This window comes from Gordonia lacunae (assembly GCF_002149015.1).
In the GTDB taxonomy this organism is placed as follows: Bacteria; Actinomycetota; Actinomycetes; order Mycobacteriales; family Mycobacteriaceae; genus Gordonia; species Gordonia lacunae.
On record NZ_NGFO01000032.1, the window covers coordinates 41,342 to 63,685 of the forward strand.

The 22,344-nt window shown below is 67.5% G+C and carries 23 protein-coding genes; 13 read left to right on the forward strand and 10 right to left on the reverse strand.

The window, feature by feature from the left end; genetic code table 11:
• Positions 1-2: 2 nt before the first annotated feature.
• Positions 3-866 (reverse strand): mycofactocin-coupled SDR family oxidoreductase, encoded by an 864-nt coding sequence (locus CA982_RS21735; protein WP_086537260.1) that lies wholly within the window; start codon positions 864-866, stop codon positions 3-5.
• Between the two features lie 249 nt (positions 867-1,115).
• On the opposite strand from CA982_RS21735, the gene CA982_RS21740 reads away from it, so the two are divergent.
• Both CA982_RS21740 and CA982_RS21745 read left to right on the forward strand, forming a co-directional pair.
• Complete coding sequence (locus CA982_RS21740; RefSeq protein WP_425269094.1) at positions 1,116-2,168, forward strand: phosphotransferase; 1,053 nt, start codon at positions 1,116-1,118, stop codon at positions 2,166-2,168.
• A gap of 3 nt (positions 2,169-2,171) precedes the next feature.
• Positions 2,172-3,167 (forward strand): NAD-dependent epimerase/dehydratase family protein, encoded by a 996-nt coding sequence (locus CA982_RS21745; RefSeq protein ID WP_086537261.1) that lies wholly within the window; start codon positions 2,172-2,174, stop codon positions 3,165-3,167.
• A 440-nt stretch (positions 3,168-3,607) separates the two neighbouring features.
• On the opposite strand, the gene CA982_RS21750 is transcribed toward CA982_RS21745, so the two are convergent.
• From CA982_RS21750 to CA982_RS21785, 8 genes are read right to left on the reverse strand one after another with little or no spacing between them, the layout of a single operon-like run.
• Positions 3,608-4,516, reverse strand: coding sequence for an SDR family NAD(P)-dependent oxidoreductase (locus CA982_RS21750; protein ID WP_086537262.1), 909 nt, complete (start codon positions 4,514-4,516; stop codon positions 3,608-3,610).
• Positions 4,513-5,781 (reverse strand): hypothetical protein, encoded by a 1,269-nt coding sequence (locus tag CA982_RS21755; RefSeq protein ID WP_086537263.1) that lies wholly within the window; start codon positions 5,779-5,781, stop codon positions 4,513-4,515. The genes CA982_RS21750 and CA982_RS21755 overlap by 4 nt, the downstream gene beginning before the upstream one ends.
• Positions 5,782-5,787: 6 nt before the next feature.
• A complete protein-coding gene (locus CA982_RS21760; protein ID WP_033206330.1) occupies positions 5,788-6,333 on the reverse strand; it encodes a Cif family virulence factor in 546 nt (181 codons plus the stop codon).
• A 55-nt stretch (positions 6,334-6,388) separates the two neighbouring features.
• Complete coding sequence (locus CA982_RS21765) at positions 6,389-6,580, reverse strand: ferredoxin (RefSeq protein ID WP_004022803.1); 192 nt, start codon at positions 6,578-6,580, stop codon at positions 6,389-6,391.
• On the reverse strand, positions 6,580-7,947 hold the full coding sequence (locus CA982_RS21770) for a cytochrome P450 (RefSeq protein ID WP_086537264.1): 1,368 nt from the start codon (positions 7,945-7,947) through the stop codon (positions 6,580-6,582). Before CA982_RS21770 ends, CA982_RS21765 begins: the two co-directional genes overlap by 1 nt.
• Positions 7,944-8,756: an SDR family oxidoreductase gene (locus CA982_RS21775; protein ID WP_086537265.1), complete on the reverse strand. Its 813-nt coding sequence runs from the start codon at positions 8,754-8,756 to the stop codon at positions 7,944-7,946. Before CA982_RS21775 ends, CA982_RS21770 begins: the two co-directional genes overlap by 4 nt.
• Complete coding sequence (locus CA982_RS21780; protein ID WP_086537266.1) at positions 8,756-10,000, reverse strand: cytochrome P450; 1,245 nt, start codon at positions 9,998-10,000, stop codon at positions 8,756-8,758. Before CA982_RS21780 ends, CA982_RS21775 begins: the two co-directional genes overlap by 1 nt.
• Positions 10,000-10,581 carry a TetR/AcrR family transcriptional regulator gene (locus tag CA982_RS21785; protein ID WP_033206302.1) on the reverse strand — a complete coding sequence of 194 codons (582 nt, stop codon included), beginning with the start codon at positions 10,579-10,581 and terminating at the stop codon, positions 10,000-10,002. The genes CA982_RS21780 and CA982_RS21785 overlap by 1 nt, the downstream gene beginning before the upstream one ends.
• A gap of 64 nt (positions 10,582-10,645) precedes the next feature.
• On the opposite strand from CA982_RS21785, the gene CA982_RS21790 reads away from it, so the two are divergent.
• The 11 genes from CA982_RS21790 (at position 10,646) to CA982_RS21840 (ending at position 21,449) form a co-directional block, all read left to right on the forward strand.
• Positions 10,646-12,112: an aldehyde dehydrogenase gene (locus CA982_RS21790; protein ID WP_086537283.1), complete on the forward strand. Its 1,467-nt coding sequence runs from the start codon at positions 10,646-10,648 to the stop codon at positions 12,110-12,112.
• A 73-nt stretch (positions 12,113-12,185) separates the two neighbouring features.
• Positions 12,186-12,926, forward strand: coding sequence for an SDR family oxidoreductase (locus tag CA982_RS21795; protein ID WP_086537267.1), 741 nt, complete (start codon positions 12,186-12,188; stop codon positions 12,924-12,926).
• Positions 12,923-13,804: an NAD(P)-dependent oxidoreductase gene (locus CA982_RS21800; RefSeq protein ID WP_086537268.1), complete on the forward strand. Its 882-nt coding sequence runs from the start codon at positions 12,923-12,925 to the stop codon at positions 13,802-13,804. Before CA982_RS21795 ends, CA982_RS21800 begins: the two co-directional genes overlap by 4 nt.
• The gene (locus CA982_RS21805) at positions 13,801-14,190 is read left to right on the forward strand and encodes a carboxymuconolactone decarboxylase family protein (RefSeq protein WP_086537269.1); all 390 of its coding nucleotides are present in this window, start codon (positions 13,801-13,803) and stop codon (positions 14,188-14,190) included. The genes CA982_RS21800 and CA982_RS21805 overlap by 4 nt, the downstream gene beginning before the upstream one ends.
• A gap of 8 nt (positions 14,191-14,198) precedes the next feature.
• Positions 14,199-15,527 carry an alpha/beta hydrolase domain-containing protein gene (locus CA982_RS21810; protein WP_086537284.1) on the forward strand — a complete coding sequence of 443 codons (1,329 nt, stop codon included), beginning with the start codon at positions 14,199-14,201 and terminating at the stop codon, positions 15,525-15,527.
• A 135-nt stretch (positions 15,528-15,662) separates the two neighbouring features.
• On the forward strand, positions 15,663-16,538 hold the full coding sequence (locus CA982_RS21815; protein ID WP_086537270.1) for an ABC transporter permease: 876 nt from the start codon (positions 15,663-15,665) through the stop codon (positions 16,536-16,538).
• Positions 16,539-16,543: 5 nt separating this feature from the next.
• Entirely contained in the window at positions 16,544-17,311 is a 768-nt protein-coding gene (locus tag CA982_RS21820; protein WP_086537285.1) for an ABC transporter ATP-binding protein, read from the forward strand.
• Positions 17,304-18,944 carry an FAD-dependent oxidoreductase gene (locus CA982_RS21825; protein WP_086537271.1) on the forward strand — a complete coding sequence of 547 codons (1,641 nt, stop codon included), beginning with the start codon at positions 17,304-17,306 and terminating at the stop codon, positions 18,942-18,944. Before CA982_RS21820 ends, CA982_RS21825 begins: the two co-directional genes overlap by 8 nt.
• Positions 18,941-19,306 carry a 4Fe-4S dicluster domain-containing protein gene (locus CA982_RS21830; RefSeq protein ID WP_086537272.1) on the forward strand — a complete coding sequence of 122 codons (366 nt, stop codon included), beginning with the start codon at positions 18,941-18,943 and terminating at the stop codon, positions 19,304-19,306. The genes CA982_RS21825 and CA982_RS21830 overlap by 4 nt, the downstream gene beginning before the upstream one ends.
• Positions 19,307-19,353: 47 nt before the next feature.
• Positions 19,354-20,388 carry an ABC transporter substrate-binding protein gene (locus tag CA982_RS21835; protein ID WP_086537273.1) on the forward strand — a complete coding sequence of 345 codons (1,035 nt, stop codon included), beginning with the start codon at positions 19,354-19,356 and terminating at the stop codon, positions 20,386-20,388.
• Positions 20,385-21,449 carry an LLM class flavin-dependent oxidoreductase gene (locus CA982_RS21840; RefSeq protein WP_086537274.1) on the forward strand — a complete coding sequence of 355 codons (1,065 nt, stop codon included), beginning with the start codon at positions 20,385-20,387 and terminating at the stop codon, positions 21,447-21,449. The genes CA982_RS21835 and CA982_RS21840 overlap by 4 nt, the downstream gene beginning before the upstream one ends.
• 530 nt (positions 21,450-21,979) lie before the next feature.
• Here CA982_RS21840 and CA982_RS21845 read toward each other — a convergent pair.
• On the reverse strand, positions 21,980-22,344 hold a 365-nt coding region (locus CA982_RS21845; RefSeq protein ID WP_144066091.1), incomplete at its 5' end, for a transposase.

The window sequence follows — 22,344 nt, forward strand, 5'->3', positions numbered from 1 at the left end:
CCTCAGTCGGGCACGCCCGGAGGCACCGAGTTGAGCAGCGCACCCGCCTCCACCCGAAGCTGCTGCCCCGTCACGTAACGCGCCGCATCGGACACCAGATACAGGACCGCCTCGGTGACATCCTCGGGTGCGAGCAGATCGACCGGCATCGCGTGCAGTGACGCGAAGACATGCTTGACGTCGTCATAGTCCGGCTTCTCCAGATCGGGGCGGAACAACCGGTAGATCTCGTCGTGATGCACCATCGCGGTGTCGACGTTACCCGGGTGGATCGCGTTGACGCGGATACCCTTCGGCGCCAGATGCCGGGCCAGATCGTTGACGAGCCGGGCCACCGCCCGTTTCGAATGGCCGTACCCGCCGGCGCCCGGCCCCGCCTGCGCCGACTCGAACGACGGCATGAACGCCGCCATCGACCCGATGCAGACGATCGACGCACCGGCCTCGAGGTGGGGCAAGGACAACTCGAGGGTGTTGATCACACCACCGAGGTTGACCGACACCGTGTTCAGCCACGTGACCGAGGGACTCTCGGGTCCGAGGGGACTGATCCCGGCGTTGGCCACGACGATGTCGAGTCTGCCGAACTGCGCCACCGCATCGTCGATCGCGGCCTGCAGGGCATCGCGGCTTCGGACATCGGCGATCCTGGCGATCACCCTGCGGCCTGTGGCGTCGACCATCGTGGCGGTCTGCTGCAGGTCATCCGGCGTGCCCATGGCGTAGTTCACCGTGGTGATCTGATCGCAGATGTCGATCGCGATGATGTCGGCGCCCAGTTCGGCCATCCGCACGGCATGGCTGCGGCCCTGGCCTCGTGCCGCGCCCGTCACGAGGGCGACCTTTCCGTCGAGCCTGGTGTTCACTCGCGCTTCCCTTCTTCGGGTGACCGCGCGTCGGGTCACCGCACCTGCGCGCAGCCTAACCGACCACCGATCTCTTCTGTGGCGGAATGGATTTGCCGTTCTCGCGACCGTCTCGGGATGGGAACCCACCGCGGGCGGAACGAGTGGTTCACTCCCTGGACACCAGTCCATTTCCTCGGTAGTGTCGCCACCAGCGGCAGGGTGAGCCCGGTCACATCGGGCCGACCCGTACCGCTGGACCGAAAGGGCGTGACCGTGCCGGACACCGTCGGAATCCCCACCCGCGTAGAAGAACTCACCCCGGATTGGCTGACCGCGTTCCTCGCTGTCAACGGACACGACGTCCGCATCGAGTCGGTCCGGACCGAGCCGGTCGGCACCGGACAGATGGCCGGGTCCTATCGACTGCATCTCGACCATCAGAACGGTGCGGCGTTGCCCGGCACCGTCATCGCGAAACTCGCCACCGGAACACCGGACCAACGCGAGTTCGGCTCCGGGGTGTTCCGCAACGAGGTGCGTTTCTACCGCGACCTCGCCCCCTCCTTCACGGTTCCGATCCCCGCCTGCTTCGCCACGACCATCTCCGACTCCGGTACCGAGTTCGTTCTCCTGTTGGAGGACATGGGCGCCGCGGTGCAGGGTGACCAGATCGCCGGTTGCACGCCCGCACAGGCCGAATCGATCGCCGTCGCGGCCGCGGGCCTGCATGCTCCCCGCTGGAACGACCCGACCCTCCTGGCCGACATGCCGCTGCCCACCGACGCCGACCGGGAGGTGATGGATTCGATTCTCGCCCCGATGGCGGAGGTCTACCGCGAGCGCTTCTCCCCCGCCGGCCCGTCGTCGGCCGCGGTCGACTGGCTGGTCCGAGAGGCCGGCGACTGGCTGGTCGCCCCGCTGGACAACGCCGCCCTGATCCATGGGGACCTCCGCGTCGACAACGTCTTGTTCGGACCCGCGGGAGAGGTCACGGTGATCGACTGGCAGACCATCACCACCGGTAACCCGCTGCGCGACATCGCTTTCCTCCTGAGCACCAGTCTGAGCACCGACGATCGGCGCCGACATGAGCGCGGCATCGTCGCCTCGTACCATCGGGCGCTGGTCACCGCGGGGGTCCGCGACTACACGCTCGACGAATGCTGGAACGACTACGTCGGCAACCTCATCCAGGCCCCGTTGATCATCGTGTTCGGCTCGGCCGCCGCACAACCCACCGAGCGGGGCAACGCGATGTTCGATGCGATGCTGTCCCGCAGCGCGGCCGCGATCGACGATCTCACACCCGGAGGACTCTGACTCGTGCCGTCACTCGTCATCGGCGGCAACGGGTTCCTCGGTTCCCGCCTCGTTCGACAACTCGTCGAGTCGGGTGAGGACGTCCGGGTACTGACCCGGCCGACGAGTGACCTCCGTACCCTGACCGGACTCGATGTCGACCACCTGACGGGCGACCTCTTCGATGCCGACGCGGTGACGCACGCGATGACCGGATGCGACGTGGTGTTTCACTGTGCCGTCGACACCCGCGCGTGGCTGCGCGATCCCGCACCGCTCTACCGGACGAATGTCGAGGCCCTGCGTTCGGTGCTCGACGTCGCGGCTCGGATGCCCCTGCGGAAGTTCGTGTTCACCAGCACCGCGGCCACCATCGGGCGAGTGGACGGCAGACGGGCGACCGAAGACGACGAGTTCAACTGGGCCGCGCAGGCTCCCGCGTATGTGCAGAGCCGCGTGGCCGCCGAAGACCTGGTGATGAGTCGAGCGCAGGACGGCGCGGTGCCCGCGCTCGCGATGTGCGTCGCCAACACCTACGGTCCGGGCGACTGGCAACCCACCCCGCACGGCGCATTCGTCGCGGGCGCGGCACTGGGCAGGTTGCCGTTCACGATTCGTGGGTGTCGTGCCGAGTCGGTGGGCATCGACGACGCCGCGCATGCGCTACTACTCGCCGCGACCCGCGGCGAGGTCGGCGAACGCTACATCGTCGCCGAGCGATCCATCGACATCGGCGAGATCGTGTCCATCGCCGCCGCGATCGCGCATCGGCAGCCTCCCCGTCTGGTCCTCAACCGCGCCGCGCTGTACGCCTTCGGCGCGGTGGGTTCCGCGCGGGCCGCGCTGACCCGAAAGCCGGTGCAGTTGACGATCCCGTCGGTCCGGTTGATGCACTTCATGTCCGAGATGGACCACGGCAAGGCCGAACGCGATCTCGGATGGCATCCGCGCCCGGTGACCGAGGCCATCGCCGACGGTGCCCGCTTCTGGCTCGAGCGCCGCGCCGCGCGCCGCCCCTGATCCGAACGAGCCGCAAAACCCCTGCTCCCTGATCCGAAAGAACCGGATAGCCCCTGCTCCCTGAGCAGCGCCCGGAGCCTGCGGAGGGCGCGTCACGAAGGGTCTTGGCGAGACGAGCTTGCGAGACCCTTCGTGACGCTCGCAAGCTCGCTCCTCAGGGAGCAGTGAATGTGGTCGCGCACCGAGCACGACGGTTGTTCCGTAGTCCACGACGGCCACCGGGCCGAGCAAGCGACGTAGGAGCGCGTCGAGGTCGACGAGCCACGAAGGGCCTGGTGAGTTACCTTGCGAGACCCTTCGTGGCTCGCTTCGCTCGCACCTCAGGGAACAAGGATCCGGTCGCTTCGCTCGCACCTCAGGGAACAAGGATCCGGTCGCTTCGCTCGCACCTCAGGGAACAAGGATTTGGCCACTCACACTCGTGGGCGGGTCCTCTCGGATCAGGGAGCAGAGGGCCCGGCGAGGATGCCGGCAAGTTCATCCAGGCTGTAGGGCGAGGTGTCCTTGTGGTCGCGGTAGGCGACGAACCCCGCCTGTTGCGACTCGAACCGGCCGATGAAACCACCAGCAGCGCTGAAGATCTCGCCGGTGATGTGCTCGGCCGCGTCGCCGGCCAGGAACACGTACAGCGGGGCGACGTACTCGGGTGGGGCGGGATCGAGTGCCGCGTCGCGCGTGAGGTCGTCGAGAATCCCGCGACGGTGCAGTCCTTCGATGTGGGCGACGTAGTCGTCACCCGAGGACAATCGCGACTTCGCGCCGGGCATCACCACGTTGACGCGTACCCGGTGATCCCGGAGGTCGGCGGCTGCGGCGAGAGCGAGCGCGTTGACGCCACCCTTGGCGGCCGGATACCCACTGCCACCGAACATTCCGAGCGACGCTGCCGAGCCGGTCAGGACGACCGACCCCGACCCCTGTTCGACGAACACCCTTCCCGCGGCCTGAAGGAGGTGGAAGGCGCTCATCAGGTGTGCGTCGACCTGGGCGCGGAACTCCTCCGCGGAGATCGTCAGGACCGTCGAACCGGGTGGTTCGGCGATGCCGGCGCAGTTGATGGCGATGTCGAGGGCACCGAATTCCGCCAGAGCGGTCTCGACCATGGTCTGCGCCACCCCGTCGTCGCCCGCGGAGCCGGGCACGCCCACGGCATAACCCCCGCCCCCGCGGATCTCGGCGACCGTGTCGGCGACGGCGTGTGGATCGCGCCCGTTGACGACGACCGAGACCCCCTGGCCCGACAGCGCGTACGAGACGGCGAGACCGATACCCCGGGTCGCCCCGGCGACCACGGCGACCCGACCCCCGAGTCCCGCGCTGCCGGGTGACCAGCCGTCGCCGGAGCTCACGCCGAGCTGCCCACCGGCGTTATCGGGATCGACCGGCCGCGGTCGACGAATTCGAAACTCGCACCCCCGCTGAAGCGCGCGACGGCCACCTCGCCGTACTCCTTCTGCGGGTTGTCCGCCTTGATGATCCGGACGACGAGATCGCCGTCGGCCTCGGTCGCATCCGCGACCACGAGGTATGGATCGACAGCAGTGGCGGCAGCCTGCAGCGGCTCGACGTGGTCGGCGTCGAGGATCGACGTCCAGCCGCCATCGGCCATCGCCTCGGATTCCCGGGGGATGCGGACGACGACCGTGTCCTCGTCGGCCTCGGCGGTCAGTCCCGTGTACTGGGCCGGACCGAAGCACGGGTGCAGAGCGAGCACCTGCGCGAGTCCGGCGGCGTCGGTGGACACGCCGAGCGCGGCCCGAATCCGGTCGGCGGCGAGTCCGGCGATGCCGGTCAGCTGCTTGCGGAAGATCTCGATGGCCTGCGCTTCGCTCTCGGCGTACCGGCGCACACTGACGAGAAAGCCCAGTGACAGCAATTGGTGTTGCAGTGCAACCTCTTCGGCGACTCGCACCAGAGCCGACGTCGACCACTCCGCGAACTGCAGGTCCTCGACGAGCGGACCGCGGTAGTCGACCCAGCCGTCGGTCTCGGTGGTGTCGATGGCCGACAGGACGAGTTGCCCCGCCCGGGTCTCGAACATGTCCACCGAATCGGGCGGCAGCGGCAACTCGTCCCGATCCGGTTCGATCGTGACCGTCCACTCACAGTGCGGCGTGCGATCGGCGGGTCGGCGCGGCGGCCGGTGCACCGGACGGATCCGTGCTCGCCGATTGGTCGCGATGGCCGTCGCGTCGAAGGTGGGGTCCTCGATGTCGTGACACATGGTGGTCACGTAGTCGTCGCCGAGAGGTTCGACGTCGAGCAACGCGCCGCAGTGATCGAGCACGAACGATCCGTGGTACGCGTCGTCGATGCGGTACCGGAAGTCCATGAACTGCGGAGGCGCACCGATGTCGAGCTGCAGACACTTGAACATGTCCTCGACGCCGTCGCCGTCGATACCGAGGGCGGTGCGCATGCGATGGGTGTAGACCGGGCTGGCCGCCATCCACTCCTCGATGGCGACCTTGCCCATCACGTCCCGGCCGAATGCACTGATGAGGTGCGCCATCCCGCTGCGGTCGATCATCTGGCCCGACAGCAGCAGTTCCGGTACGAGCACGGCGAGCTGATCCTGACTCAGACCTTGGTAGGTCGGGGCTGTGGAAGTCATGTCAGCTCACCAGAACGCGACCGGGGCCTTGCCGAAGTCGTACCACCCCGGCAGGTTTCCGGGCGCCGACTTCTCCACTCGCTTCAGCATCGGCTCGCTCATCGCGTTGTTCTTCATCATCTCGATGAACAACGCGGAGACGTTCCCGTAGTCGAAGAAGTCACGCTGCCAGCGGAACTGGAAGTTGCCGCCGTACTTGAACCAGCTGCCCTGGATGCCTTCGAGTGCGTAATGGCTGCCGTCCTCGCGGGTGCCCTCGTAGATCTGCTTCCACAGTCCGATCATGTCGCCGGTCCGGTCATCGATGACCCAGGCCTGATAGGGATACTCCCACCCCTGCAGACCTTCCATCTCCTGGCCGAGGGCGAGCTCGCGGATCTCCTCGCGACCCACGGCCATGAAGTCCTTGTTGGGGCCGTAGTTCCACCCGTAGGTGGCGTCCTCGGTGTAGAAATCGGCCAGGGGCTTCCAGTCCCCCGCCTTCTCGGCCTCGATGTTGGCGGCGAGCCACCGCTCCTTCATCTCGTCGAGTTCGGCACGGTCAAAAGACATGTGATCCACCTTCATTCGATCGTTCAGGTCGTGCGTGGGCAGTGCGAACGGGAACTCAGCCCTCGATGATCCGGAGGGCTTGGGTCGGGCAGTAGTGCACGCCGGCCTCGACCTCGGCGCGCTGGGATTCGTCGGGGGTCGCGTCGAGGATCTCCACATGGTCGGTGTGCGCGGCGAAGACCTCGGGTGCCTCGAGCTCACACATCCCATGCCCCTGGCAGAGGTCCAGGTCCACCTCGACGCGCATCACGCGTCCTGACGCTTGCGGTAGGCGACGCGGCAGGGCTGCTGCAATTGGACGACCATCTTGGAATGGTCGTTGCGGTAGCTCTCCGGGGGCTGGAGCATCTCGAACTCGTAGTTCTGGAAGAGCACCGAGAAGATCGCCTTCAGCTGCATGATGGCGAATTGCGCACCGACGCAACGGTGGCGACCGGCGCCGAAGGGGATCCAGGTCCACCGGTTGACCAGGTCTTCCTGTCGCGGCTTGTCGTAGCGGTCCGGGTCGAAGCTGTCCGCCTCCGGGAAGTCCTCGGGAAGCCGGTTGGAGATCGCCGGCGAGACGGCGATCGACTGCCCGGCCTTGACCTCGAAGTCCTCGACGTGGAAGTCGTTCTGCACCACCCGCATGAGGATGATGAGCGGGGGGTGCAGCCGCAGCGCTTCTTTGAGGGCGTTCTCGAGCTGCGGCATCTGGCGGGTGTGCGCGAAGGAGTACTCCGGACGCTCACCGGGCGGGGTCTCGCCGTAGATCTCGTCGAGCTCGTCGTACACGCGCCTCATGTAGTCAGGGTTGCGCAACAGTTCGATGAGGGTCCACGCGGCGGTGCCCGATGTCGTGTGGTGGCCCGCGAACATCATCGAGATGAACATGCCGGTGATGGTGTTGGCGTCGAAGCCGACCTGGACGAGGACGTCCATCAGGTCGCGGTCTTCCTTGTCCTCGGTCGGGTTCGCGATCCGCTCGTCCATCACGCCCTGGATGAACTCGACGAGTTCGGCCCGGGCCTCGTCGCGTTTGCGGAAGCTCTCGATGTCGGCCTTGTAGTCCACGTAGGCGATCGGGTCGGTGCCCTTCTCCAGGTCGTGGAAGAGGTGGGCGATGTGTCCGCTGAGTCGCTCCCGGAACTTCCGTCCGATGAGGCACGACGACGAGGTGTAGAGGGTCAGCTCGGCGAAGAAGTCGAGGAGATCGATCTCCCCCTCGTCCCCCCAGTCGGCGATGATCCGCTCGACCTCGTTGGGGATGGTCACCGCATGCTGCTTCATGTGTGCGCCCTTGAGCGCCGAGTTGTGGATCGCCTTCGACCGCTCCTCGGGACTCGTGTCGAACACGACGCCCTCACCGAACACCGGTGTCATGAACGGGTATGCGGCCGCCTGGTCCAGATCCTCTTCGGGCGCGCGGAAGAACTCCTCGCTCGCCGCCGATCCCGAGACGAGCACCACCTCACGGTCGGCGAGCTGGAACATGCCGACGTCACCGCATTCCTCGCGGACGCGCCAGAACAGCGAGATCGGGTCGGTGGCGAGTTCGTCGAGGTGTCCGTGTTCGCCCTCGCCACCCGAGACGCGATTCGGTTGTTTCAGGCCTGATTCGGTGATGGCGGTCATCCATCCGTCCCCTTCTCCTGTACTGCCTGTCGTTTCTTGTCGCTGACTGCGCCTTCGGCCTCCACCTCGACCGACCGCATGTGCGCTCCGCGCGGCATGGTCACCATGGCCGCGACGGCCTGCGCGATGTGTTCGGGCGAGAGGAAATTGCCGTGGCGGGCCAGACCGTGTGTGATCCAGTCGTTGAGCATGTTCTCGGTCGTCTTCGGATCGAGGTTCATCCCCATGCCGGTGAGGGTCTGTCCGGGACGGACGACCCCGGCCCGCACACCGGTTCCCTCGAGTTCGAGTTGGATGGTCGCGACCAGCCCGTCGATGCCGGACTTCGCGGCGACGTAGGCCGACGACCACGGCCGGGGGTGGATGGCGACGTCGGACCCGATGAACACGAAATCGCCTCGGGCACGGTCGATCATGCCACCGATCACCGCACGGTAGATCCGATAGGCGCCGGTGAGATGGATGTTGATCTGATCCGCGAAGTGGTCGGTGCCGGTCTCGTAGGAGAGCCCCACCGCGAGGTCACCGGCGCCGGCGACCACGATCTCCAGCGGCCCCAGGGCGGCCTCGGCCTTCGCCACGCACTCGAGCACCGACTGCTCGTCGGTGACGTCGAGCGGCACTGCCACGGCCTCGCCTCCGGCAGCGGTGATCTTGTCGGCCAGTTCCTGCAACTTTTCCACCCGGCGGGCGGCAAGGGCGACGGGATGACCGGCGGCGGACAGGAATTCGGCGGTGGCTGCACCGATGCCCGACGATGCGCCCGCGACGAGGACCGGTCGGCGCTCGGGATGGGGTCGAAAAGCCATCAGCGCACCGTCACCTTCACCGGGAGTTCGGCGAAGCCGCGCACGTTCACCGAGTGGACCCGCACCGCCTTGTCGGCATCGATGTCCACTGCCCGGATCGATTTCACGACCTCGGTCAGTCCGATGTTCGCCTCGAGGCGCGCGAGATGCGCACCGAGGCAGAAGTGCGCGCCCAGGCCGAAGCTCATCAGGGCCTGGCTGCAGTCACGGCCGATCTCGTACCGGTCGGCGTCGGCGCCGAACACCTCGACGTCTCGGTTCGCCGAACCGACGAGCAGGAGAACGCGGTCGCCCGCCGGGATCACGAAGTCGCCGTAGGGGGCATCCTCGATCACGCGCCGCACGACGATCTGCGTCGAGTTGTCGTAGCGCAGCGTCTCCTCGGTCCAGTCCGGGACGACGACTTCCGGGTCGGCGAAGACCTTGGCGAGTTCGTCGGGATTGCGCCAGCCCCAGTACAGGGCGTTGGCAAGTAGTTTGGTGGTGGTCTCGTTGCCCGCCACCACCATCAGGACCATGAACCCGACGATCTCGTCCTCGGTGAGCTTCGTTTTCTCACCGGTCTCGTCGTCATCGATCTCGGCCGCGATGAGAGCCGAGACCAGGTCCTCGCCGGGATTCTTGCGGCGGTCGGCGATGAGCTCCGAATAGTACTTGTGCAGTTCGATGTACGCGTACACCGCCGCCTCGGGAAGGTCGAGGTCGCCGTCCTCGCGATGCAACAGCAGGTCGGACTGGTGGCGCAGCCGGGTGCGATCGGCTTCGGGCACACCCAGCAGTTCGGACACGACGTCCATCGGGAGCAGGGCGGCGAAGTCGTGGACGAAATCGAACTCGCCCTTGTCGAGACATCTGCTCCAATGCTGATGGGTGAGAGCGGTGATCCGGCCGGTGAGTTCGTTGACGCGGCGAGGCGTGAAGCCCTTGGAGACCAGTTTGCGGATACGCATGTGCTTGGGGTCGTCCATGGCGAGGAAGGACATCGACTTGTGCGCGTCGGGACCGTACGCCGAGGGGTCCATCGACACGCCCCAGCTGTTCGAGAGTCGTTGTGTGTCACGGAATGCGGCACGGACGTCGGCGTGTCCGGCGAGCGCCCAGAAGTTCATCCCGCCGTGGTAGTAGACCGGCGCCTCCGCGCGGAGACGGGAGTAGGTCGGATAGGGATCCTCGTGGAAACCATAGGCATACGGGTCGAAGGGGAGCCCGTGCTCCATCCCCGACACCGTCGTCGTTTCGGTCATCACTTCTCCATCAGTAGATGTGCGGCTGCGACAAGACGTTCGGAGGTCTGCTCGTAGGTCATGTGCCCCATGCCGGCGTAGACCAGGCCGCCGGAATAGATCATCTCCAGGGCGTCGAGCAGCGGGCCCGGGTTCTCCGGGTCCTCTTCGAGGGCGGCGGCGAGACGACGCCGGATGAATGCGCCGATCCGCACGCGCAGGTGTTCGACGTCGGGGTCGCTGCCCAGCAGGGCCACCGTGACCGCACCGCCCAGCTGCCCCTCGCCGGCCACGACCAGCGCGACCTCGCGGAGCACCTGCGCGACCCGCTCGCTCCGCGGCGCACCGGGATCCGGTTCGAGCACCCCGGCCGAGAGGCGACGCCAGAACACCTCGGCGACGAGGTGACTCTTCGACGAGAAGTAGGTGTAGGCGGTGGCCGGCGCGACCCCGGCGATCTTGGCCACCGACCGCACCGTGAGCCCGTCGAAACCCTCGGCGTTCAGCACGTCGACCGCAGCATCGGTGAGGCGTGTGACCGTCTCCGCCTGCTGCTGGGTCAGCCTGCGGCGGGTGGATTCCTGAGACACGGGGCTGGACATGTGAGCCACGCTACACTAGGTTTGAACGCGAGTCCAGACACCTGTCCAGATGGAGTTCCAGCTCATGTCCCTTCGCCCCGAATCCGCGTCGGATCTGTTGATCGACGGCAAGCTCACCCCTGGGAGCGGTGGCGTCTTCGACGTCGTCGATCCCGCGACCGAGGAGGTCATCGGGCAGGCGGCCGACGCCACCGCGGCCGACATGGATGCCGCCATCGCAGCCGCGCGCACGGCCTTCGACACCACCGACTGGTCGCGCGATCACGCCTTGCGCGCTCGCTGTCTGCGTCAACTGCGCGACGCGCTGCTCGCCCACGGCGACGAGCTTCGCGCTCTCACCATCGCCGAGGTCGGGTGCCCGTCGTTCCTCACCCACGGCCCGCAATTCGAGGGACCCGTCACCGATCTCGGCTACTTCGCCGACCTCGCCGAGAGCTACGAGTGGACCCGCGACCTCGGCACCGCGAAGCCCATGGGGCTGAAGAACCACCGCGAACTGCGCTCGGAGGCCGTGGGTGTCGTCGGCGCGATCACCCCGTGGAACTTCCCGCACCAGATCAACTTCGCCAAGATCGGGCCCGCGCTCGCCGCCGGGTGCACGGTGGTGCTCAAGCCCGCACCCGACACCCCGTGGTGCGCGGCGCTCGTCGGGAAGGTGGTCGCCGAGGAGACGGATTTCCCGCCCGGCGTTCTGAACATCGTCACCTCGACCGACCATCAGCTCGGCGCCCAGCTCAGCACCGACCCCCGCGTCGACCTGATTTCGTTCACCGGCTCCACAGCGACCGGGAAGAAGGTGATGGCCGCCGCCTCCGAGTCATTGAAGAAGGTGTTCCTGGAGCTGGGCGGCAAGTCGGCCTTCATCGTGCTCGACGACGCCGACATCGGATCCGCCTGCGCCATGGCCGCGTTCAACGTCGTCACCCATGCCGGTCAGGGGTGCGCCATCACAACGCGTCTCGTGGTGCCGCGCGAGCGCCTCGACGAGGCGATCACCGCCACCCGCGACGCGATGGCCGGCCTGCCCGCCGGGGACCCGACCGACGGCGGCACCATCTGCGGACCGGTCATCTCGGCCCGGCAGCGCCAGCGCATCGAGTCCTACATCGAACTCGCCACCAGTGAGGGCGGAACCATCGAGATCGGCGGCGGCCGCCCCGCCGACAAACCCGCAGGCTTCTTCGTCGAGCCGACCCTGATCTCCGGCCTGGACAACTCGGCGCGCGTCGCGCAGGAAGAGATCTTCGGCCCGGTGCTCGTGATCATCCCCCACGACGGTGACGACGACGCGATCCGGATCGCCAACGACTCGCCATACGGGTTGTCGGGCATGGTCTACGGCACCGACGAGGAGCGGATCAACAAGGTCGTCAACGGAGTTCGCACCGGAACCATGGGCGTCAACGGCGGCATCTGGTATTCCGCCGATGTCCCGTTCGGCGGTTTCAAACAGTCCGGCATCGGCCGCGAGATGGGCGTCGCCGGTTTCGAGGAGTACCTGGAGACCAAGGCCGTCGCCCGCCCGGCGTGACCCTTCGAGGCTCGTCGCTATCGCTCCTCGCACCTCAGGGAGCAGAAACACCGACCATACAGAAAGCAGGACAATGAGTTCCAAGCGTTTCGAGAACAAGACCATCATCGTCACCGGCGCGGCCGGCGGGATCGGTGAGGCCTATGCGCGTGCGCTCGCCGCGGAAGGCGCGAACGTCGTGGTCGCCGACCTCGCCGACGAGAAGGGCAAGCAGGTCGCGGCCGACATCGGCGGGCTGTACGTCAGCACCGATGTCGCCGACGAGGATTCGGCGAAGGCGCTCGCCGCGGCCACCGCCGACGCCTACGGTTCGATCGACGGCCTCGTGAACAACGCCGCGATCTACGGCGGGATGAAGCTCGACTTCCTCATCACCGTGCCCTGGGACTACTACAAGAAGTTCATGAGCGTGAACCTCGACGGTGCACTCAACGTGACCCGGGCGGTCTACCGGCACATGACCAACGGCGGCGGCGCCATCGTCAACCAGTCCTCGACCGCCGCGTGGTTGTACAGCGGCTTCTACGGTCTGGCCAAGGTCGGGGTGAACGGTCTGACCCAGCAGCTCGCCACCGAGCTCGGCGGGCAGAACATCCGCGTCAACGCGATCGCGCCGGGGCCCATCGACACCGAGGCCACCCGGACCACGACGCCCAAGGAGATGGTCGCCGACATCGTGAACCGCCTGCCGCTGAAGCGGTTCGGCACGCCCGAGGATCTCGTCGGTATGTGCCTCTTCCTGCTGTCCGACGAGGCCGGCTGGATCACCGGCCAGATCTTCAACGTCGACGGCGGCCAGGTCATCCGCTCATGAGCGAGTCGTCCCCCATCCGTCTGGGGTATGTCGGACTCGGCAACATCGGCGGGCCGATGGCCGGGAGCCTGGCCGCCTGGACCGGCGGCTTGACGGTCTTCGACCTGTCGTCGGAGGCCATCGCCAAGGTCGTCGAGAAGGGCGCCGCCGCTGCGGAATCGCTCGCCGATCTCGCAGCGTCGACCGACATCATCGGCATCTGCGTCCTCGACGACGCCCAGGTGCGCTCGGTGGTGGCCGGGCCGGACGGCCTGCTGACGACAGCTCGCCCGGGGACCGTCATCACCGTCCACTCGACGATCGCGCCGGAGACCGCAGTCGAACTCGCCGAACAGTGCGCGGAGCACGAGGTGACACTGCTCGACGCCCCGATCTCCGGCGGCGCGATGGGTGCCGCGTCGGGCCGGCTCGCGATCATGGTCGGTGGACCGCGGGCGGCGTACGAGAAGCTGAAGGAACCGTTCGCGCTCACCGCCGACATGCTGGTCCATGCGGGAGCCGAGGTCGGCGCGGGCACCCGGATGAAGCTGGCGCGCAACCTCCTCCACTTCATCTCGTTCACCGCGACCACCGAGGCCGCTCGACTGGCCGAGGCCGCCGGCATCGACATCACCAAGCTCGGCAAGGTGGTCCGGCACTCGGACGCCGTGACCGGCGGCGCCGGGGCGATCATGTTGCGCGACACCACCGCTCCGGTGGCGACCGACGATCCCTGGTACGGCATCCTCACCGGCGTCCGTACCCTGGGTGAGAAGGACCTGACGCTCGCACTCGCTCTCGGTGACGAACTCGGCGTCGACCTGCCTCTCGGACAGCTCGCGCTGCGGAATCTGGCCGCCGGGCTCGGTGTCCCCCACCTCGAAGGAGAACCAGCATGACCCGATCGAACATCTCCGACGCCGAACCCGACGAGGTGCGCAGGCGCGGACTCGCCAAGATGTCGGAGGTCTACGGCTGGGAGGTCAGCGACGGCCCGGGCGACTACTTCGCGCACACCGCCGACCAGGTGTTCGGCAACGTCTGGGCCCGGGACGGGCTGACCAACCGGGATCGCCGGCTGATCCTGCTCGGCGCGCTCGCCGCGAGCAACAACATCGACGTCGCCGAGATCCAGGCCGGTGCCGCCCTCGGGAACGGAGAGCTCACACCCGAGCAGCTCGAGGAGATCAGCCTCTTCCTCTGTTATTACGTCGGCTGGCCGCAGGGCACCAAGATGCACTTCATGTTCGGCGAGGTGATCAAGCAGCACCGGAAGAAGAAGTGAGTCGGCTCATGCGGTTCCGTGTCCTCGGCGGCGGCAACGGATGTTCGTTGCTGAGCGCCTCACCCCTACCCGACCTCGCCGCGGCCGGATACACCGACACCGAGTACGCGGCGTCCGGGACCGCGGACTCGGTCGTCGGCGAGACCGGCGCGCCGGCCGCCGAGTTCACGACCCGGATCGTCGTCCGTCGACCCGCGGAGGCCGCGGCGTTCAGCGGCTGCGTCGTCGTCGAGTGGCTGAACGTGAGCAGCGGCGCCGATGCCGCACCCGAATATTCCTACGTAGCAGCCGAACTGGTTCGTTCCGGGCACGCGTGGGTGGGCGTGTCGGCGCAGCACGTCGGCGTCGAGGGCGGAGCGGGTTCGGTCGGCGTGTCGACCGGTGCCCCGCAGAGCCTCGCGGCGAAGGACCCGGAACGGTATACCGGCCTTCGGCACCCCGGTGATGCGTACTGCTACGACATCTTCACTTCCGTCGGCCGGGCCGTTCGCGAGACCGCCGCCGCCGGCCACCCGTTGGAGAGTCTGCCGGTCTCCACCGTGCTCGCGATGGGCGAGTCGCAGTCGGCCATGGCTCTGACGACCTACGTCAACACCATCGGGCCGGGTGCGGCGCCCTTCGACGGTTACCTCATCCACAGCCGTGCGGCCGCCGGACTGCCTGCCGGCGAAGTCGGTTCGGGAATCGACGTGGCGACCGTCTTCGAATGCGAACCCACCACGATCCGCACCGACCTCGACACGCCGGTCTTCGTGGTGCAGACCGAGACCGACGTCCTGACCAATTTCCGCTATCACGCCGTGCGGCAACCGGACTCCGATCGGCTTCGGGTGTGGGAGATGGCGGGCACGGCACACGCCGATCTCCACCAGGTCGGCGACTTCGAGGAATTCCTCGGCTGCCCCGACCCGGTCAACCGGGGCCAGCAGCGGTTCGTCCTGCGATCGGCGTTGCGACACCTGCGGTCCTGGGCCGAGGGCGGCGACCCGCCACCGGTGGCCGAACCACTGGCTCTCCGGGACGCCGGCGGCGTCGACCCCGTCTTCGAGCTCGACGACATCGGTAACGTCCGAGGCGGGGTTCGCACACCATGTGTCGACGCGCCGACCCAGATCCTCAGCGGGATCGTCGTCGCCCCGGTCTCCCGGATCTGTCTGCTGTTCGGGACCACATCGCCGGTCCCCGTCGACGATCTGGTGGCCCGGTATGGAACCCGGGACGAGTACGAGAAGCACTATCGCGATGCCGCCGACGCCGCCATCGCGGGCGGCTTCGTCCTCGCCGAGGATCGCGAGGAGCTGCTCGCCGACGCCCATCCGGAACTGATCCCGGACTGATCCCGATCCGGTCGTCCGCCGATTCTCCTCGGCGCGCGGCGGTTTGAAAATCACCATGACTCCAACGGTGTCGGTGGAGTCGAGTTCTCAGTAGCGTCCCAGAAGTCCTGCCAGCCCTCTTCCAGGCGGATTTCGATGACTCTAGAACTCACGACACCGGTCGGTGTCGCCTCCGGCCCGTCCGCGACCGGACCCGTCGACGCGCCGGCCGACAGCCCAGCGGCCCGAGTACGTCGGCGACGGTTCTCCCGGCACGCCGCGACCCGCACGCTGCGCCAGTCCATCGGGCTGATCCTGGTGGTCGTCATCTGGCAGCTCGGTGCGCGCGGATGGCTCGGCGCGACCACGCCCGCACCCACCGAGGTGGTCGAGGCCGGCTGGGAACTGATCAGCACCGGTGAACTCTGGACCCACCTGGCCGCGTCGGGGCGCCGCGTCGCGATCGGACTGGCCATCGGCATCGCCATCGGCGCGGTGCTGGGCGCCGCCGCCGGCCTCTTCAAGGTCGCCGAGGACCTGGTCAACGCACCGGTCCAGGTGCTGCGGATGATGCCGGCCGTCGCCCTCGTTCCGGTCTTCATCATCTGGTTCGGGATCGGCGACTCGTTCAAGATCGCCTTGATCATCGTCGCCCCGATCTTCCCCATCTACCTCAACTTCCTCGCCGGGATCCGCGGCGTGGACCAGAAGCTCATCGAAACCGCCGAATCGCTGGAGCTGACGCGCGTGGAGCTCGTGCGATACGTGGTCCTGCCGGGCGCACTACCGCAGATCTTCGTCGGTCTGCGGCAGGCGCTGGGCATCGGCTGGCTGGTCCTCGTCGTCGCGGAGATGCAGACCACCCCGGTCGGTCTGGGCTTCCTGATGAACGACGCCAAGGAATACCTCCGCACCGATCAGATCTTCCTGGTCCTGGTCATCTATGCGGTACTCGGGCTGCTCACCGACATCGGGGTACGGATGCTCGAGCGCCGATTCCTGTCGTGGCGCAACGGATTCGAAGGAAGATGAAAGAGATGCCCGCACAACACCTCGACGGCGTCCGGGTCACCGGGGCCGCACGGGAATTCGACGGTCGGCGGGTGCTCGACCGCGTCGATCTGACCATCGACCGAGGCGAGTTCGTCGCGCTACTCGGGGCGAGCGGATCCGGGAAGAGCACGCTGCTCCGTGGCATCGGTGGTCTCGACCGCGGCTTCACCGGGACGATCGAGGCGCCGTCGGCCAAGGCGATCGTGTTCCAGGAGCACCGGCTCATGCCCTGGATGTCGGTGTGGCGCAACGTCGCACTCGGGCTGCGGGGCGGCGACACCGAGGCCCGTGCTCTGCGCGCACTCGACGAGGTGGGGCTGGCGGCCAAGTCCGACGCGTGGCCGTCCACCCTCTCGGGTGGCGAGGCCCAACGTACCGCGCTGGCACGCGCGCTCGTCCGGGAGCCCGACCTGCTGCTGCTCGACGAGCCCTTCGGCGCGCTCGACGCCCTGACCCGGATCAACGCCCAGCGCCTCGTGGCGCGCCTGTGGGAAGCACACCGTCCGGCAACGCTGCTGGTGACGCACGACGTCGAGGAGGCCCTGCTGCTGGCGGATCGCGCGCTGATCCTGCGGGCCGGCCGGATCGCACAGGAGATCGTCGTCGACCTACCTCGCCCACGCCGGGTCACCGACCCCGAGTTCGTCGCCCTCCGTGCACAACTACTCGCCGGACTCGGCGTCGGCGGAGGCGACACCGAATCCACCGACCCCACAACGACACCGACACCCCGGGAGTTCACCCATGTCTGACGTACTGACCCTGTCCACGGACGTGCTGGTGATCGGCGGCGGCCCCGCAGCCACCTGGGCCGCCATCAACGCCCGCGACTCCGGCGCCGAGGTGATCCTCGTGGACAAGGGCTACTGCGGCTCGTCGGGCACGACGGCCCCCTCCGGTACCGGAGTCTGGTACGTCGCCCCCGATCCGGAGAAGCGGTCGGCGGCGAAGGCCAGCCGCGAGGCTCTCGGCGGATATCTCGCGGACCACGCCTGGATGGACCGGGTCCTCGACAAGACGTATGCGAACATGCAGCGGTTGGGCACCGAGGGGCGCTACCCGTTCCCGATCGACGAGCACACCGGCGAACCCATCCGTACCGGAGTCCAGGGCCCGGAGTACATGCGCCGCATGCGCGCATGGGTACAGCGCCGCGGGGTACGGATCCTCGATCACTCCCCTGTCCTCGAACTGCTCACCGACAGTGAGGGCGCCGTGCGCGGCGCTGCCGGGCACCAGCGTCAGACCGACCGGGACTTCCGGGTGTCGGCCGGTGCGGTGGTCGTGGCGACCGGCGGCTGCGCGTTCCTGTCCAAGGCGCTGGGCAGTAACGTCGACACCGGCGACGGCGCACTCATGGCAGCCGAGGTGGGCGCGTCGTTCTCGGGCATGGAGTTCGCGAACGCCTACGCGATCGTCCCGAAGGGTTCGACGGTGACGAAGACCGCCTACTACGGCTATGCGACCTTCTTCCACGCCGACGGACGGATCGTCGAGGGTGCGGGGTCGACGAAGGGCCGGTCGGTGATCGCGCGAACCCTGTTGCAGGAGAAGGTCTACGCTCAACTCGACCGCGCCGACGAGCAGGTGGCGACGCAGATGCGTCAGGGCCAGCCCAACTTCTTCCTGCAGTTCGATCGGCGAGGGATCAACCCGTTCACCGATCGATTCGAGGTCGATCTGCTCGCCGAGGGCACCGTCCGCGGAACCGGTGGCATCGACGTCGTCGACGCGGATTGCTGGACCGGCGTTCCGGGGCTCTATGCCGCCGGTGATGCCGCCACCCGCGAGCGCATCTGCGGCGGATTCACCGGCGGGGGCAGTCACAACTCGGCCTGGGCCATGTCGTCGGGCAGCTTCGCCGGCGCGGCCGCGGCACGAGCGGCCCGCGAAGCCGGTGGGGCATCCCCGCTCGACCGGCTGACCGGTGCCGGCACCGTCGGACTGGCCACTGCCGGACCGGGCGGCGCCCGGCACGGGATCACCCCCGACGAGGTGGTGACCGCGGCACAGCGCGAGCTGCTCCCGTTCGAGAAGAACTATCTGCGTCACGGAGACCGGATGACGCCGGCGCTGGGCGCCTTGGACTCGCTGTGGGACGAGGTCGCCGGATCGGGCTACGGGTCACTCACCCGGGCGGGGCGAATCCGCGCTCGAGAGGCGGCCGCGATCACCGCCGTCGGACGGTGGATCTACCGATCGGCCCTCGCCCGCACCGAATCTCGCGGGATGAGCAAGCGCGCCGACCATCCGGAACTCGACCCCGCACAGAGCGACCACATCCGCACCGGTGGACTCGACGACGTCTGGGTGGCGGCTCCCGGGTCGCCTGTGCGGTGGGCGAAGAACCCGGCCGCCGAACTCGCCGGCAGCGTCCCCGCATGATCGAGCTCGTCGTCGCCTCGGCGTGTATCGCCTGCGACAAATGCGTGAATGCCTGCCCCACCAACGTCTTCGACACCGGACCCGACGGCGTGCCGGTCATCGCACGACAGTCCGACTGTCAGACCTGCTTCATGTGCGAGGCGTACTGCCCTACCGACGCCCTCTACGTCAGCCCGGATTCGTCCCCGCTCGGCACCCGGGAATCGTTGCCACTCGAGCTGATCGGCAGCTACCGGGAGCGGCTCGGCTGGGGCAAGGGGCGCGCACCTGGAAGCCTCACCGCGGTCGGGCCCCCGATCCCGCATGGAGACCCGCCACCACGGCTCGTCGACCAGCGCACCGACGAAACACAATCCGCCTGAACACCGACTGACCCACTCACCCCAGAGATCTCCAGAACAGAGAACCAATGTCCACCAGAACACCTCTCGGATCACCGCTGCGCCGGATCAGACGCGCCGTCGCACTGCTGTCGGCGGGCGTCGCACTGGCGGCGGTTGCCGCGTGCGGATCCGACGACGCGTCGTCGGCGCAGCGCGACGTCATCGAAACCCTCCGCGTCGGAGTCATCGGCTCGACCAACGTCATCACCGGTCCGGTCGGCTTCGCCCACAGCCGAGGCGAGCTGCTCGAGGCCTTCGCCCCGTTGGGGGTCAGCAAGGTCGAGGTCTTCAGCTTCCCCAACGGGCCCGACCTCAATCAGGCGCTCATCGGCGGACGCCTCGACGTCGCGAGCTACGGCGACACCCCCGCGCTCGTCGCCCGGGGTTCGGGCCTGCAGACCCGCCTGCTGACGATCGGCCAGTTCGACAACGATGCGGGTGTGGTGGCGAAGGACCCGTCGATCCGGTCGCTGGCCGATCTGGCCGGCAAGAACATCGGCGTGCCGAAGGGGTCCTACATCGACCGTTACCTGCAGGGCGCGCTTGCCGAACAGGGCATCAAGGCCAACCTGATCCATCTGTATCCCGCCGATCAGGAGGCCCCACTGAACTCCGGGGAGATCGACGGAGCGGCGCTACCCGGCGTCATCCCGTCGGTGGCGCTGCAGACCTTCGAGGGCAAGGGCTTCCACCTGGTGGACTCGGTGTACCGGGACCACCCTGATCTCGCGGGCACCAGCGCGACGGTGAGCAGTGAACAGTTCCTCGAGAAGAACCCGGAGTTCGCCGCGACGTGGCAGCAACTGCACGCGGAGTCGGTCCGCTATGCGAAGGCGAATTGGGACGAGTACCTGAAGTTCGAACTCGCCAACTCCAAGGCGCCTGAAGCCGCTGTTCGTGCCGCCGCCAACCCGGAGGGGTACTCCGAGGAGCCGTTCCCGGCCCGCGGTGTCGAATTGCTCACCGGTACCAAGGCTTTCCTGGTCGAACAAGGCAGCATCGAAGACGACTTCGATCTCGACTCCTGGCTGCAGCGTCCCGCGACGGGAGCGAACTCGTGACCGGGCCCCGGTTCGGGGTGTGGACCAATGTGTACGGCACCTGGGCGTCGGCACACCATCCCGACGACCCCGTCGACGCGTCCTGGGAACGCAATCTGGCGTTGGTCCGGCGTGCCGAGGAACTCGGTTACCACAGCACGCTGATCGCGCAGCACGTGATCAACCCGTTCTCACAGGAGTGGGATCAGCTCGAGACCTGGACCTCGGCAGCCGCACTCGCGGCGTCGACGTCCACGATCGAGCTGATCGCCGCCATCAAGCCGCTGCTGTTCCATCCGGTGGTACTGGCCAAGCAGGCCGCCAACATCGAGGAGATCTCCGGTGGCCGACTCTCCCTGAACGTCGTCAACGCATGGTTCCGCCCAGAGCTCGAGAAGGCCGGGATCGCGTTCCCCGAGCACGACGACCGCTACGGGTACGGCGTCGAATGGTTGACCATCGTCCGCCGGTTGCTCAGCGGGGAGAGGGTCTCGCACGAGGGACGGTACTTCAGCATCGACGACTATCAGATCAACCCCACCGGACGTTTCCGGTCACGTCCGGAGATCTACGTCGGCGGCGAGTCGGATCAGGCTCGCGATCTCGTGGCGACGCAGGGCGACGTGTGGTTCATCAACGGCCAGCCGATCGAGCGGGTTCGCGAACTCATCGCCGATGTCGCCCGCCGCGGGCGCACGGGCCCACCGGTCCGATACGGGTTGTCCGCCTTCGTGATCGCGCGCGAGGACGCCGAATCCGCTCAGCGCGAGCTCGATCACCACTGGAAGCTGAACGAACTCGATCAGCCCGCCCTGGCGAACATCGTCGGTGGCGCCGACGAGAAAGCGGTGATGTTCCAGACGTTCGCTCGCTACCCGGCGATCGGCACGAACGGTGGTACCGCAGCCGGACTCGTCGGATCCTACGACGAGGTGGCGGATCGGATCGCGGACTTCCATCGGGCCGGGATCGACACGTTCATGTTGCAGTTCCAGCCGTTTGAGGCGGAGATGGAACGGTTTGCCGCAGAGGTCATCCCGCGTGTGCACGAGCGCCTCGGGGCGGCTGTCGCTGCCCCCTGATCCGAGAGAACCACAAACCCACTGGTCCCCGAGGTCCGAGGAGCGATAGCCGCCGGGCCGAGCAAGCGACGAAGGAGCGCGTCGAGGTCGACGAACCTCGACGGGCCTGGTGAGACACTGCGAGACCCTTTGAGGCTCGCTTCGCTCGCGCCTCAGGGAACAGTAGTGGGGCCGCAGCGAGGCAGGTCTCCCCGCCGGGAAGGCTATACCCGCACGCGCGAATCGTGCTCAGCTAGCGTGGCTGTCTCGCGCGCACCACCCGTTCGTGACCAACGGACTTCAACTCGACTCCTAGACTTCGATCGAAGTCCATCGGTCGAGTTGAAGTCTGCCGGTCGCGCGCCCGACCGCAGATTCGAGCGGTCCTTTTCGATACACAAACCCACTGGTCGCTGAGTGCGAGGAGCGATACCCGCCGGGCCGAGCAAGCGACGAAGGAGCGCGTCGAGGTCGACGAACCCGAAGGGCCTGGTGAGACACACTGCGAGACCCTTCGAGGCTCGCTTCGCTCGCACCTCATAGCTCCTATGTCAAGCGGCGTCGTGTTGTGGGGTTGTGCGGTTGTGGTGATCGAGGGTGAGGTTGTTGTAGACGACGCGGGCCAGACGTCGCTTGAGGCAGCGCATGGCGTCGCGTTTGGTTTTGCCTCCGTCGCGTTTGCGTTGGTAGTAGGTGTGGCCGAGGGACTCGGGCATGCGGGCTTGGGTCAAAGCGATGCGGTGCAGGGCGGCGTTGAGTTGTCTGTTGCCTGAGCGGGTGAGGCGATGGCGGCCGGGGTTGGCCGACCACAGTGGCACGGGTGCGACGCCGGCGTGTCGGGCGAACTGTGCCTCGGTACCGAAGCGGGTGATGCCGGCGGATTCGCCGAGGAGTTTCGCCGCGGTCAGTTCGGCGC

Bases quoted from the DNA above. Each gene is read 5' to 3' on its own strand.
- CA982_RS21755 (WP_086537263.1), bottom strand. From the start codon at position 5,781: ATGACTTCCACAGCCCCGACCTACCAAGGTCTGAGTCAGGATCAGCTC.
- CA982_RS21760 (WP_033206330.1), bottom strand. From the start codon at position 6,333: ATGTCTTTTGACCGTGCCGAACTCGACGAGATGAAGGAGCGGTGGCTC.
- CA982_RS21765 (WP_004022803.1), bottom strand. From the start codon at position 6,580: ATGCGCGTCGAGGTGGACCTGGACCTCTGCCAGGGGCATGGGATGTGT.
- CA982_RS21770 (WP_086537264.1), bottom strand. From the start codon at position 7,947: ATGACCGCCATCACCGAATCAGGCCTGAAACAACCGAATCGCGTCTCG.
- CA982_RS21775 (WP_086537265.1), bottom strand. From the start codon at position 8,756: ATGGCTTTTCGACCCCATCCCGAGCGCCGACCGGTCCTCGTCGCGGGC.
- CA982_RS21780 (WP_086537266.1), bottom strand. From the start codon at position 10,000: ATGACCGAAACGACGACGGTGTCGGGGATGGAGCACGGGCTCCCCTTC.
- CA982_RS21785 (WP_033206302.1), bottom strand. From the start codon at position 10,581: ATGTCCAGCCCCGTGTCTCAGGAATCCACCCGCCGCAGGCTGACCCAG.
- CA982_RS21790 (WP_086537283.1), top strand. From the start codon at position 10,646: ATGTCCCTTCGCCCCGAATCCGCGTCGGATCTGTTGATCGACGGCAAG.
- CA982_RS21795 (WP_086537267.1), top strand. From the start codon at position 12,186: ATGAGTTCCAAGCGTTTCGAGAACAAGACCATCATCGTCACCGGCGCG.
- CA982_RS21800 (WP_086537268.1), top strand. From the start codon at position 12,923: ATGAGCGAGTCGTCCCCCATCCGTCTGGGGTATGTCGGACTCGGCAAC.
- CA982_RS21805 (WP_086537269.1), top strand. From the start codon at position 13,801: ATGACCCGATCGAACATCTCCGACGCCGAACCCGACGAGGTGCGCAGG.
- CA982_RS21810 (WP_086537284.1), top strand. From the start codon at position 14,199: ATGCGGTTCCGTGTCCTCGGCGGCGGCAACGGATGTTCGTTGCTGAGC.
- CA982_RS21815 (WP_086537270.1), top strand. From the start codon at position 15,663: ATGACTCTAGAACTCACGACACCGGTCGGTGTCGCCTCCGGCCCGTCC.
- CA982_RS21820 (WP_086537285.1), top strand. From the start codon at position 16,544: ATGCCCGCACAACACCTCGACGGCGTCCGGGTCACCGGGGCCGCACGG.
- CA982_RS21825 (WP_086537271.1), top strand. From the start codon at position 17,304: ATGTCTGACGTACTGACCCTGTCCACGGACGTGCTGGTGATCGGCGGC.
- CA982_RS21830 (WP_086537272.1), top strand. From the start codon at position 18,941: ATGATCGAGCTCGTCGTCGCCTCGGCGTGTATCGCCTGCGACAAATGC.
- CA982_RS21835 (WP_086537273.1), top strand. From the start codon at position 19,354: ATGTCCACCAGAACACCTCTCGGATCACCGCTGCGCCGGATCAGACGC.